Here is a 14503-nt window from a genome sequence, read left to right as displayed (position 1 = left end):
CCACCGGGCTGCTATATCTCCCTAAACACCGGTAGCAGGGCCGTTACACGGCCAAGCTGCGCGCACCCAGCCCCACTCGCAGGGCAGGGTGCGCCAGCCGGGGTCGCAGAAGCGATCCGTACCGCACACCAGCAGGGAGCATCCATGGACAACATCGTCGTCGCCGACAAGCAATCCGCCGTCGCCACCCAGAGCGCCTGGGGCAACATCACACTGAAAAGCCCAGGTGTCGTGCAGATGCCGGTGGCCCCCGACCAGGTGGCTACCGTCACCCGGCATGGCCAGGACCTGATCGTCACGCTCAAGTCCGGGGAAAAAATCACCGTCGGCAACTTCTTCGCCGTGGACCAGGCGGGCGTGGGCAGCGACATGGTGTTCGTCGGCGAAGACGGCACCCTGTGGCACGCCAACTATGACGCCACCGCCTTCACCGGTTTCACCTTCGACGAAGTGTCCTCGCTCGATGAGCTGGTGGCCGGTATCGGTGTCGCCGGCAGTGCCACGCCCACCTGGGCCATTGCCGGCCTCAGCCTGCTTGGCGTCGGCGGTGCGGCCGCGGCGGCCGACCACAGCGGTGGTGGCGGTGGCGGTGGCTCTGGCGATACCTCGCCGCCGGCCAGCGCCATCGACCTGCTGGTTTCAGCCGATGGCCTGCGCATCACCGGGCGCGGCGAAGCAGGCTCCACGGTCACGGTGCGCGATGCAGCGGGCAATGTGATCGGCACCGGCACGGTGGGTGCCGATGGCACCTTCAACGTGCCGTTGAGCACGCCCCAGCTCAATGGCGAAAACCTTGGCGTCACCCTCACCGATGGCGCCGGCAACAGCTCGCAGGTGGGCGTCATCACTGCGCCGGACACCACACCACCACAACCGCCCAGTGACCTGACGATCAACCCGCAAGGCACCACCCTCACCGGGCGCACCGAACCCGGCGCCAGCGTGCAAGTGCGCGGCCCCGACGGCACGCTGCTGGGCACCGGCGTTGCCGGCGCCGACGGCACCTTCAGCGTCACCTTGCAGCCACCCCAGACCGATGGCCAGGCGCTGCAGGTCACCGCCCAGGACCCCGCCGGCAACACCTCGGCGCCAGCAGGGGTCAACGCACCGGATGACGGGATCGGCAACCCTCCCGATACCACCGCGCCCGATGCGCCGACCGGCCTTGCGGTCAGCGCCGATGGTCGCGTGCTCACCGGGCGCGCCGAACCTGGCAGCACCGTGCGCATCATCGCTGCCGACGGCACCACCGTGCTGGGCACCGCCGTGGCGGGCGCAAACGGTGAGTTCAGCGTCACCCTCGACCCGCCTCAGGTCAGCGGCGAACAGCTGCAAGTGACCGCAACCGACGCTGCCGGCAATACCTCGGTGCCAGGCAACGTCACCGCCCCAGATGTCGACGGTGGCGACACCACGCCCCCCGATGCCCCCAGCAACCTGGTGCTCGGCCTGGCCGGTGCACAACTGAGCGGGCGCGGCGAAGCCGGCAGCACGGTGCAGGTACGCGACGCCGCCGGCAACGTGATTGCCACCGGCACGGTCGGTGCCGACGGCACGTTCCAGCTCACCCTTGCTCCACCTGTGAACAACGGCAGCACGCTGCAGGTAGTGCTCGTCGATGCGGCAGGCAACGTGTCGCCGCCCACCCCGATTACGTCGAGCGACCTGCAGCCGCCCGCGCAACCGACCGACCTGGCACTGGCCGGTGGCATCACCCTCACCGGCCATGGCGAGCCGGGCTCGACCGTGCAAGTGCGCGATGCCAATGGCACCTTGATCGGCACTGGCCAGGTCGCTGCCGACGGCACCTTCAGCCTCACCCTCAACCCCGCCCAGGCCAACGGCGAAACCCTCGACATTCGCCTGGTGGATGCCGCCGGCAACCGCTCCGCCGTACTTGAATTCCAAGCCCCGGACATCACCCCGCCGGGCCTGGTCAGCAATATCGTGGTCGGCAGCGGCGGCCTGCAACTGGCCGGCCGTGGCGAAGCCGGCGCCACCGTCGAGGTGCGCGATGCCAACGGCAACCTGATCGGCAGTGGCGTGGTCGGTGCCAACGGCACCTTCCTGATCGACCTCGACCCGGCCGTGCAGCCGGGCGCGCAACTGGACCTGGTCCAGATCGACAGCGCCGGCAACAGCTCCCCCGTGCTGGACTACCAGGTGCCGCTGACGGCAACCCCCGACAGCCCGAGCAACCTGGTCATCGCCGGCGACGGCAGCAGCATCAGCGGCACTGCCCCGGCCGGTAGCCGGGTGGAAGTGCACGACGCCAACGGTACCCTGGTGGGCACCATCGTGGTGGGCGCCGATGGCACCTTCACCGTTGCCCTGGTACCGCCGCAAGCCAATGGCCAGGTGCTCGACGTGATCGCGGTCGAAGGCAATGCCTCGTCGCTGCCGGTGCCGGTGTCCGCACCGGACATCACCGCCCCGGCCACCCCCGCCGAGCTGACCATCAGCGCCGATGGCAGCGTCGTCAGCGGCCGCGCCGAACCGGGCAGCACCGTGCGCATTCTCGCCGCCGATGGCACCACCGTGCTCGGTAGCGCGGTGGTAGGTGCCAGCGGCGCCTTCAGCATCACCCTGACGCCGCCGCAGGTCGACGGCGAACACCTGCAAGTGACCGCCACCGACCCCGCCGGCAATATCTCCACGGCCGGCAACGTCACGGCGCCGGACATCGACGGCGGCGGCACCACCCCGCCCGATGCCGCCAGCAATTTGGTGATCGGCTTGGCTGGCGCGCAACTCAGCGGCCGCGGCGAAGTGGGCAGCACCGTGCAGGTGCGCGATGCCGGCGGCAACCTGATCGCCACCGGCACAGTGGGCGCCGACGGCACCTTCCAGCTCACCCTTGCCCCGCCGGTGAACGACGGCAGCACCTTGCAGGTGGTGCTCGTCGATGCGGCCGGCAACATGTCGCCGCCCGCTCCGGTGACCTCCAGCGACCTGCAGCCGCCTGCGCAACCGAGCGACCTGGCACTGGTCGACGGGATCACCCTCAGCGGCCGTGGCGAGCCCGGCGCAACCGTGCAGGTGCATGATGCCAATGGCGCCCTGATCGGCACCGGCCAGGTCGGTGCCGACGGAACCTTCACCCTCACCCTCACCCCCGCCCAGGCCAATGGCGAAACCCTCGACATCCGCCTGGTCGATGCCGCCGGCAACCGCTCTGCCGCGCTCGACTTCCAAGCCCCGGACATCACCGCGCCGGGCCTGGTCAGCAATATCGTGGTCGGCAGCGGCGGCCTGCAGCTGGCCGGCCGTGGCGAAGCCGGTGCCACGGTCGAGGTGCGCGATGCCGATGGCAACCTGATCGGCAGTGGCGTGGTCGCGGCCAACGGCACCTTCCTGATCAACCTCGACCCGGCCGTGCAGCCGGGCGCGCAACTGGACCTGGTGCAGATCGACAGCGCCGGCAACAGCTCCTCCGTGCTGGACTTCCAGGTGCCGCTGGCGGCAACCCCCGACAGCCCGAGCAACCTGGTGATCGCCGCTGACGGCAGCAGCATCAGCGGCAATGCCCCGGTCGGCAGCCGGGTCGAAGTGCATGATGCCAGCGGCAACGTGGTCGGCAGCATCGTAGTGGGTGCCGACGGCACCTTCACCGTTGCGCTGAACCCGGCGCAAGCCAACGGCCAACTGCTCGATGTGGTCGCGGTCGAAGGCAACGCCACCTCGCTGCCGGTGCCGGTGTCCGCACCCGACATCACCGCCCCCGCCGCCCCGGCCGACCTCACCGTCAGCGCCGACGGCAGCGTGGTCAGTGGCCGTGCCGAGCCGGGCAGCACCGTGCGCGTGCTGGCTGCCGACGGCACCACCGTGCTGGGCAGTACCGTAGTGGGCGCCAATGGCGCCTTCAGCATTACCCTCACCCCGCCGCAGGTCGATGGCGAGCAGTTGCAGGTGACCGCTACCGATGGCGCCGGCAATACCTCCACGGCCGGCAACGTCACCGCGCCGGACATCGACGCTGGCGGTGGCGACACCACCCCGCCTGCGCCGGCCAGCAACCTGGTGATCAGCGCCGATGGCCGTACCGTGTCGGGCCGGGGCGAAATCGGCGCCACGGTCAAGGTGCTCGACGACCAGGGCCAGGTGATAGGCACCGGCACCGTGCAGGCAGATGGCAGCTTCAACCTGCAACTGACTGCCCCGGTGGTGAATGGCTCGTCGCTGCAAGTGACCCTGACCGACGCCGCCGGCAATGTCTCGCTCCCCAGCCCGCTGACCGCCCCGGACCTGATAGCCCCTGGCCAACCCAGCGGCCTCAGCCTGACCGACGGCCTCACCTTGGCGGGCAACGCCGAAGGCAACGCCCGTGTCGAGGTACGTGACGCCAACGGCACCCTGATCGGCAGCGCCATCGTTGCCGCAGACGGCACCTTCAGCCTCACCCTCAACCCGGCCCAGGCCAATGGCGAGATCCTGGACATCCGCGTGATCGATGCGGCGGGCAACAGCTCGGTGCCGCTGAGCTATACCGCCCCGGACATCACCCCGCCAGGGCTGGTCACCGATGTGCTGGTCGGGGCCGGCAGCGTGGCGCTTGCCGGCCGTGGCGAAGCGGGGGCCAAGGTCGAAGTGCGCGATGCCGACGGCAACCTCCTCGGCACCGGCACGGTAAACGCCAACGGCACCTTCCACATCGACCTCGATGGCCCCGTCAGCGCCGGTGAGGTCCTGGTCCTGGTGCAAACCGACGCCGCTGGCAACAGCTCCGTGGGCGCCAGCGTCATCGTGCCGCTCACCCCGCTGCCGCAAAGCCCTGCCGACCTCACCGTGGCCGCCAACGGCTCCAGCATCAGCGGCAGCGCCCCGGCCAACAGCCTGGTAGAAGTACACGATGCCGCCGGCAACCTGCTGGGCAGCGTCCAGGCGGGCGCCGATGGCCGCTTCAGCATCGTGCTCAACCCACCCCAGGCCAACGGCGAAGTGCTCGATGTAGTCGCCATCGTCGGCGGCAGCACCTCGTTGCCGACCCCGACCACGGCGCCCGACATCACCCCGCCCAATGCCGCCACCAACCTGCAGCTTGCCGCCGATGGGGTAACCCTCACCGGCCGCGGCGAACCCGGCGCCACCGTGCACGTCAGCAATGCCCAGGGCGACTTCCTGGGCGTCGCCGTGGTCGGCGCCAACGGCGTATTCACCCTCACCCTGACGACGCCGCAGACCGACGGCCAGGTGCTGGACATTGTCCTCACCGACGGCGCCGGCAACAGCTCCACCGCCAACCTCACCGCCCCCGACCTGGACGGCCCGCTGCAACCCTCGGCGCTGGCCATCGACACGGCCGGCCTGCACCTCACAGGCGTTGGCCAGGTGGGCTCGACCATCACCGTGCGCGCTGCCGATGGCAGCGTGCTGGGCACCGCCGTGGTGGGCGCCGACGGGCGCTTCGACGTGACCCTCAACCAACCCCAGCGCAATGGCGAAAGCCTGAGCGTGGATGCCACCGACAGCCTCGGCAACAGCGCCGGCCCGGTCAGCTTCACGGCGCCGGACAGCACCCCGCCGCAAGCCGTGGTCGATCCACTCATCAATGCCAGCGGCACCACCGTCACCGGCACCGGCGAGCCGAACGCCACCGTCACCGTGCGCGGCCCGGACGGCAGCGTGCTGGGCACGGCGCAGGTCGCAGGCGACGGCAGCTTCAGCGTTACCCTCGCTACGCCACAGACCAACGGCCAGGCATTGACCGTTGAACAGAAAGACCCTACCGGCAACGTCTCTGCGTCTACCGCGCTGACCGCGCCGGACAGCGTGGCGCCCGGCACCCCTGGCGGCCTGAGCCTGTCGGCCGATGGCACGGTCGTTTCCGGTAGCGGCGAACCCGGCGCCCGGGTGCAAGTCACCGGCACCGGCGGCGTGCTGCTGGGCACTGCCGTGGTGGCGGCCGATGGCAGCTTCCACGTCACCCTCACCCCTGCGCAGTTGAACGGCCAGACCTTGTCGGTTACCCAGGCAGACGCCGCCGGCAACCTCTCCGGTGCCGGCACCCTGAGCGCCAACGACCTGCAGGCCCCCGAAATTGCCCATGACCTGGCCCTGAGCGCTGGCGGCTCAGTGCTCGGCGGCCAGGGTGAAGCCGGCGCCACGGTGACCGTTCGCAACGCCGCCGGGCAAGTGCTGGGAAGCGGCACGGTCGATCCGGACGGCACCTTCAGCATTACCCTGACGCCGGCCCAGGCCAACGGCCAAGCGCTGTCGGTGGTACTCCAGGATGCCGCTGGCAACAACTCGCCATCCGCCACCATCACCGCCGCCGACACCACCGCGCCCACCACCCCGACCGGCCTGCAGGTCAGCGCCGATGGCACCCAGCTGCACGGTACCGGAGAAGTCGGCTCGACCGTGCAGGTGCGCAATGCCAATGGCGATTTGCTGGGCACCGTGGTGGTCCCTGCCGGTGGCAACTTCACCGTGACACTGGCGCCTGCACAGGTGGATGGCCAGCAACTGCAGGTCACCCTGACCGATGCGGCCAACAATGTTTCCACCGCTGGCCAAGCCACTGCCCCCGATCACACACCGCCGGCCCTGGTGGATGTGACCGTCAGCCCGGACGGCACCACCGTCAGCGGCAGCGCACCGGGTGCAAGCACGGTGACCATCACCAGCCCCAATGGCACCACCGCCGATGTACCGGTGGACGCCGATGGCAGCTTCAGCGTGACGCTGACGCCGCCACTCACCAATGGCCAGAGCGTCACCGTGGTGGTTTCGGATGCCGCCGGTAACGACACCACCACAACTATCAATGCCCCCGACACCACCCCACCTGCCCCTGCCAGCAACCTCACCGTGAGTGCAGATGGCAAGACCGTCGGCGGCACCGCCGAGCCCGGTAGCACCGTCACCGTGGAGAAGGGCGGCGTCGTGCTGGGCACTGCCACGGTAGGCCCGGACGGCACCTTCGTGATCGCCGTCGATCCGCCGCTGGTCACCAGCGATACCGTGCAGGTCGTGGTCACCGATAAGGCCGGCCTGGACTCCTCTACCGATCTCAACGGCCCTGCTGGCAACGAAGTGGCCACGCCAAGCGACCTGCAGATCAGTGCCGACGGCTTCCTGCTCACTGGCGAAGGTACCGTGGGCTCGCTGATCACCGTGACCTCTGGTGGCACCACGCTGGGTACCGCCGTGGTCGGCAGCGATGGCTTCTTCCGCGTGTTCTTCAGCAACGCCCAGCTCAACGCGCAAACCCTGCAGGTCACCGCCCGCGACGCGCTGAGCGGCAAGCCCTCGGTGCCCGCCACCGTGGTGGCAGCGGACACCACCGCACCAGACGCACCGACCCAGCTGACCATCGACCGCGTCGGCAGCACCCTCACCGGCCATGGCGAAGTAGGCGCCACCGTGCGTGTGGTGGATGCCCAGGGCACTGTGCTGGGGACCGCGACCGTGGGCAGTAACGGGCTGTTCAGCGTCAGCCTGGTGCCCCCGCAGGCCAATGGCCAGACCCTCACCGTGACCCAGGCCGACGCGGCCGGCAACGTCTCGCTCGCCGCAACCCAGCAGGCGTTCGACCTGCAAGCGCCAAACGCGGCCACAGGCCTTAGCCTGAACAACGCCGCCACCGTGGTCAGCGGCCAGGGTGAAGCCGGCGCTACGGTCACCATCCGCGATGCCAGCGGCGCGATCCTGGCCACCGGCACGGTCAACCAGAGCGGCCAGTTCCAGATCACCCTGCCCAATGCACAAACTACTGGCAGCGCGCTGCAAGTCACCCTGACCGATGCCGCCGGCAACACCTCCGGCCCGGCCAGCGTGGCGACTCCCGACCGCACGCCTCCGGCAGCGGTCAGCGACGTTGCCCTCAGCGCCGATGGCAAGCAGTTGTCCGGCAGCGGCGAAGTGGGCGCCACCGTGCAAGTGCGCGATGCCGCCGGCAATGTGGTCGGCAGCGCCAGTGTGGGCGCCGACGGGCGCTTCACGGTGAGCTTCGACCCACCACAGAACAGCGGCCAGGCAATTGGCGTGAGCCAGGTGGACGCCGCCGGCAACACCTCGCCTGCCTTCACCCTGAGCACCCCGGACCTGACGCCGCCAGCGGCGCTGACCAACGTGGCGCTCAACAACAACGGCCTGACCATGACCGGCCTGGGCGAAGCCGGTGCCACCGTGACCGTACGCGGCCCGGACGGCACCATCATCGGCACCGGCCTGGTGGCCGCCAACGGCAGCTTCACCCTCACCCTCACCAGTGCCCAGCTCAATGCCCAGCACCTGAGCGTGACCCAGACCGACGCGGGCAACAACACCTCGGCCGCCGTCGCCGTCACCGCGCCGGACCTCACCCCACCGGCCGCGCCAACCGCGCTGGCCCTGGCCGGCAGCGGCCTGCAACTGAGCGGCCAGGCCGAAGCGGGCAGCACGGTCAACGTGCGCGACGCCGCAGGCAACCTGCTGGGCAGCGCCGTGGCCAACGCCAACGGCACCTTCCAGGTCACCCTCAACAGTGCCCAGACCAACGGCCAGACCTTGCAGGTGACCGCCACCGATGCCGCCGGCAACGTATCGGCCAGCGCACCCTACACCGCTGCCGACACCACCCCGCCCGCCGCAGTCGCCAACCTGGCCGTGGCGGCCAATGGCACGACCCTGACCGGTACCGGTGAAGCCGGTGCCACGGTCACCGTGCGCGCGCCCGATGGCAGCTCCCTGGGCACCGCCACGGTCGGCAGCGATGGCCGCTTCAGCGTCAACCTCTCGCCGGCCGCGTCTGCCGGTGAAAACCTCAGCGTGACCCAGACCGATGCGGCCCAGAACGTGTCGCCGCCGCAATCGGTCACCGCGCCCGGCAACCTGGCGCCGGATGCCCCTGACAATCTGGTGCTGTCGGCCAACGGCCTGGTGGTCACCGGCAGCGCGGCGCCGGGCAGCACGGTGAGTGTCTATGGCCCTGGCGGCGTGTTGCTGGGCACGGCGCCGGTCGGTAACGGCGGCACCTTCAGCGTCACCCTCGGCAGCGCCCAGGCCAACGGCGAAGTGCTCTCCGTCAGTGCCACCGGCCCTGACGGCAGCGCCTCGCTGCCGGCCACCTTGCAGGCACCGGACATCACCCCACCGCAACCGCTCACCAACCTGGTGCTGGGCAGCGACGGCCTGACCCTCAGCGGGCGCGGCGAAGCGGGCGCCACCGTCACCGTGATCGGTGAAGGCGGGGCCGACCTGGGCACCGCCGTGGTCGATGCCAACGGCAACTTCAGCATCACCTTGAGCACCCCGCAGATCAACGGCGAGCGGCTCAGCGCCAGCCAGACGGACGCCGCGGGCAACGAGTCGAACAGCATCAGCCTCATCGCCCCTGACCACGTGCCACCCGCACCCGCCGCCAACCTTGCCTTCAGTGCCGGCGGCAGCCTGCTCAACGGCACCGGCGAAGCCGGCAGCACGGTGAAAGTGCTGGCCGCCGATGGCAGCGTGCTGGGCACGGCGGTGGTCCGTGGCGACGGCACCTTCCAGGTCAGCCTCGGCTCGCCCCAGGCCAACGGCCAGCAAGTGCAGGTGGTGTTGACCGACGCCGCCGGCAACCAGTCGCTGCCAAGCCCGATCACCGCGGCAGACACCACGCCACCCGCCGCCGTAACGGCGCTGGCGATTTCCAGCGACGGCGCTACCCTCACCGGCCGCGGCGAAGTGGGCGCGCTGGTGACCGTGCGCGATCCAGCCGGCAACCCGATCGGCACGGCGCTGGTCGATGCCAGCGGCCACTTCACCATCATCCTCAGCCCGGCACTGGGCAACGCCGAGATCCTGAGCTTTACCCAGACCGACGCGGCCGGCAACGTGTCGGCCGTAGCAACCTTGCAGACCCCAGACTTCACCCCGCCGGCCCTGCTCACCAATGTGGCGATCAACGCCGATGGCAGCGTGGTCACCGGGCGCGGTGAAGTGGGTGCGACCGTCACCGTGACCAATGCCGCAGGCGCGGTACTGGGCACTACTGTGGTGCTCGCCGATGGCAGCTTCAGCGTCCAGCTGACGCCGCCGCAGATCAACCAGCAGGTGCTGTCGGTGCAGCAGGCCGACCCACCCGGCAACATCAGCCTGCCGGTCACGGTCGATGCCCCGGACCTGACGCCGCCTGCCGCGGCAGTGGGGCTGCACCTGAACGCTGGCGGCGACCAGCTCAGCGGTACCGGCGAGGCCGGCAGCACCGTGCGTGTCTACCTCGGCGCCGTGGAAGTCGGCACCGCCACGGTTGGCGCCAATGGCACCTTCGTCGTCAACCTCAACACACCGAAGCTCAATGGCGAACTGCTGCAAGTGAGCCTGACCGACGCCAGTGGCAACGTCTCGACGATCAGCACCATCACGGCGGTCGATATCACCCCACCGGCGGCCGTGGTTGCCTCGCTCAATGCCAGCGGCACGCAGCTTGTCGGCACTGGCGAAGCCGGCACTCGCGTCACCGTGATGAACAATCAGGGCGACCTGGTCGGCCAAGGTGTGGTCGATGCCAACGGCACCTTGGTGATTCACCTCAGCACGCCGCAGATCAACGGCCAAGTGCTGACCGTGATTGCCCAGGATGCCACCGGCAACCCTTCCCTGCCGCTGCAACTGACCGCGCCCGACCTGACCCCGCCGGTAGCACCCGGCAACCTCACCCTGACCGGCAATGGCACGTTGCTCAGCGGCACGGCAGAAGCGGGCACCGTCATCACCGTGCGCAACCCTGCCGGCGCCGTAGTCGGTAGCGTCACGGTAGGAGCAGAAGGTGAGTTCAACGTCGTACTGAGCCCGGCGCAGAACAACGGCCAGCTGCTGACGGTGATTTCCACCGACACGGCAGGCAATATCTCGCTGCCAGCCGAATACCAGACCATCGACACCTCCCCGCCCGCCGCCGTCACCAACCTTGCCATCAGCAATACCTATGACACCCTCACCGGGCGTGGCGAAGTGGGCGCGACCGTGACGGTCAGCTTCGGCGGCGCAGTGATTGGCACCGGCCGCGTCGACGGCGGCGGCAATTTCTCGATCAGCCTGCAACCGTCACCGGGCTCGGCTGCGACCCTGGCCGTTACCCAGACCGATGCCGCCAGCAACACCTCGGCGGTGGCCAGCTATGTCACGCCACTGGTGCCGCCACCGGAGCCACCGATCAATGTGCTGCTGGCCGCCAACGGCCTGACCCTGACCGGTACTGCCGCCGCTGGCGCGTCGATCCGCGTCTACGATGCTGGCGGCAACCTGCTTGGCACTGGCCTGGCAAACCTCATCAACGGCGGCTTCTCGTTGACCCTCAACAGCGCCCAGCTCAACGGGCAACACTTGACCGTGACTGCCGTATCGCTGCTCGGTGGTGAGTCGCAGCCGGTGTTCGTCACCGCGACCGACACCACGCCGCCCCTCAACCCACTGGTTACTGCGCTGTCGGCCAACGGCCTGCTGCTCAGCGGTACCGGTGAGGCCGGCGCGACTGTCACCGTGCGCGATGCCTCCGGCAACGTGCTCGGCACTGGCCTGGTCAACGGCGCAGGGGCGTTCAGCATCAACCTCAACAGCGCCCAGCTCAACGGCCAGGTGCTAAGCGTGAGCCAGGCAGATGCCGCGCAGAACGTGTCCGGCAGCACCAGCTTCACCGCACCGGATGTGCAGGCACCGACCCCGCCGAGCAACCTCATCCTCACCGGCGGCGGCGCCATACTGACCGGTACTGGCGAGCCGGGCGCGACCGTCACCGTGACCGGCCCGGGTGGCTCGCTCGGCACTGCCGTGGTGCAAGCCAACGGCAGCTTCAGCATCACCCTCAGCAGCCCGCAGAACGATGGCCAATTGCTCACCGTGCTCCAGGCCGACGCCACTGGCAACAAGTCCGGCAGCGTCTCCATCACCGCGCCGGACACCACACCGCCCGCCGCCCCCGTGGCAGCGATCAACGCCAACGGTACCACCGTGACCGGCTCCGGCCAGATCGGCAGCACGGTCACCGTGCGCAACAGTGCCGGCACCGTGCTCGGTACCGCCATCGTGGGCAGCAACGGCCTGTTCGTGGTCAGCCTGGCCGCGGCGCAGATCGACAACCAGGCGCTGAGCGTCACCCTCACCGACGGTGCGGGGAACGTCTCGACCGGCACGGCCCTGACCGCACCCGACCTCACCCCGCCTGCAGTCGCCGGCAACCTGGTGATCAGCGCCGACGGCAGCACCCTCACCGGCACCGGCGAGCCGGGTGCCACCGTCACCGTGCGCAGCGCCAGCGGCACCGTGCTGCAGACCGCGACCGTGCAGGGCAACGGCACCTTCACCGTGACCCTGAGCCCAGCCCAGGACAACGGCCAGGTGCTGTCGATCACCCTCACCGACCCACGCAACAACGTCTCCGGCAACGTCAACATCACCGCGCCCGACGTCGATGCCAACCTGCCGGTGATCGCCAGCGACAACCTGGCCACCGCCACGGTCAACCTGGCGCCGGTGGTCGGCCATCAGACCTACAACGACAGCTTCACCACCTTGCTGTCCGGCTTCACCAAGACCTACACCTGGACGGTGGGTGCCGGCACCACAGTGGACCCGACCCTGACCCTGACCACCAACAGCGCCCTGGCGCTGCTCAATAACGCCACCTTCACCTTGCAGGTGAAAAATGCCGCCGGCGTCTGGGTGACCCTGGCCACCGGCAACAGCCAGGGCCTGCTGGACCTGATCCTGCTGCCGCTGGGCCAGGGCATCCGCGTCGATATCGGCGTGCTGCAGGCCGGCGACTACCGCCTCACCGTCGGCAGCGGCGGCATTGGCCTGGTGACCAACGTCACCACCACGCTGGACATCGATACCACCAGCCTGACGCAGTTCACCGGCACCGGCACGCCGCTGACCGGCAACGTCATCAGCGACCCTGGCGTGGATGGCAGCACCGACTCCCGTGGGCCGGACAACGGCGCCGTGCTGCAGGTATTGAAGAACGGCAGCTACGTCAACGCCGGCAGCGCCACCGAAGTGCAAGGCCTGTACGGCACCCTGGTGATCCGCGCCGACGGCACCTACACCTATACCCCCAACGGCACGCCATCGAGTGTCGGCAAGGTGGATGTGTTCAGCTACCAGCTGGTGCACAGCAACGGCCTGTCCGATAGCGCAACCCTCTATGTGCGCATCGACAGCCCGCAAGCCACGGAAATCTGGAACAGCAACAACCTCGGCGCGCCGGCCACGGTGGTGGATGCGGTCAACGATGTCGACAGCACCCACATCACCCTGGCCAACCGGGTCGACAGCAGCAGCAGCACACTGGGTACGCTCAGCCTGCCGCTGATCGGCGGGCGCCAGGCCAACTACGACACCACGGTCGCCGCCAACACCAGCGCCGACCTGCAAGTGGTGGTCAACTCCACCAACCTGCTGACCCTGCTCGGCAGTACCACCATCGCCCTGTACAAGCTCAACGCCAGCGGCCAGTACGTGCTGGTGCAGTCGGTACCGGGCAGCTCGCTGCTGACCCTGCTCGGCGGTGGCGCTGGCTACACCTTCACCGGCCAGGGCGCCGGCAGCTACCAGGTGCGCGTCAGCGCCAGCGGTATCGGGCTGCTCAGCTCGATCACCACCAGCCTCAACACCACCACCACGCACCTCACCGAGTTCGTGGTCAGCAACTACACCGCCGTCAGTGGCAACCTGATCACCGACCCCAACGGGGCCGACAACCTCGGCTCGTCGCTCACCGTGCTGAGCGTGCTGGTGGCCGGCAACACCTACGCCATCCCGGGCTACAACGGCATCACCGTGGCTGGCACCTATGGCTCGCTGCTGGTGCATGCCGACGGCAGCTACACCTACACCCTCAACAGTGGGCTCACCTCGGCGGTGGTCGGCCAGCACGACACCTTCACCTATGAGCTGACCCACCCCAACGGCACCAGCGACACCGCCACCCTGACCATCAACCTGGACAACGCGGCCGGCTTCACCGCCACCACCTCGATGCTCGCCGACAGCCTCGACGACGGCGTGGCCCTGGCTGCAGCGGCCGCAGCCAGCGACGTCATCGCCGGTACCGACGGCAACGACCACCTGGTGGGCAGCCAGGGTGGCCACATCACCCTGCAAGGCGGGGCCGGCGACGACACCCTGGTGGTGGTCGACCAGCAGTTCGCCAGCGTCGACGGCGGCACCGGCACCGATACCCTGCTGTGGGGCGGCGGCGATACCAGCATCGACCTGGGCAACCTGGTCGGGCGGGTGCACAACATCGAAGTCATCGACCTCAACGACACCAGCTCGGTCGCGCTGACCCTCAACCTGGCGGACGTGGTGGCCATCACCGAAACCGGCAAGGACACGCTGATCATCAAGGGCGATGACAAGGACTCGGTGCACCTCACGGACAACTGGGCGCTTACCGGCAACCAGGTGGCCGACGGCATCGACTATAACCAATACACGGCCCAGGAGGACCCAAGCCACCACCTGTGGGTACAAAACGGCATCCATGTCGTCTGAGGCCGCAGTAACCCGCCGGGCGCCACGCCCGGCGGCAAGGACG

The 14503-nt window shown here is 69.1% G+C and carries 1 protein-coding gene; it reads left to right on the top strand.

Annotation, left to right across the window (positions count from 1 at the left end):
• The first annotated feature begins 144 nt into the window (after positions 1-144).
• Positions 145-14460: a BapA/Bap/LapF family large adhesin gene (locus tag ACIPG5_RS11600; protein WP_401375070.1), complete on the top strand. Its 14316-nt coding sequence runs from the start codon at positions 145-147 to the stop codon at positions 14458-14460.
• Positions 14461-14503 lie beyond the last annotated feature (43 nt).

Source organism: Pseudomonas sp. NPDC087029 (assembly GCF_044745345.1).
Classification (GTDB): Bacteria; Pseudomonadota; Gammaproteobacteria; order Pseudomonadales; family Pseudomonadaceae; genus Aquipseudomonas; species Aquipseudomonas faucium.
This window is presented reverse-complemented; position numbering and strand designations above follow the sequence as displayed.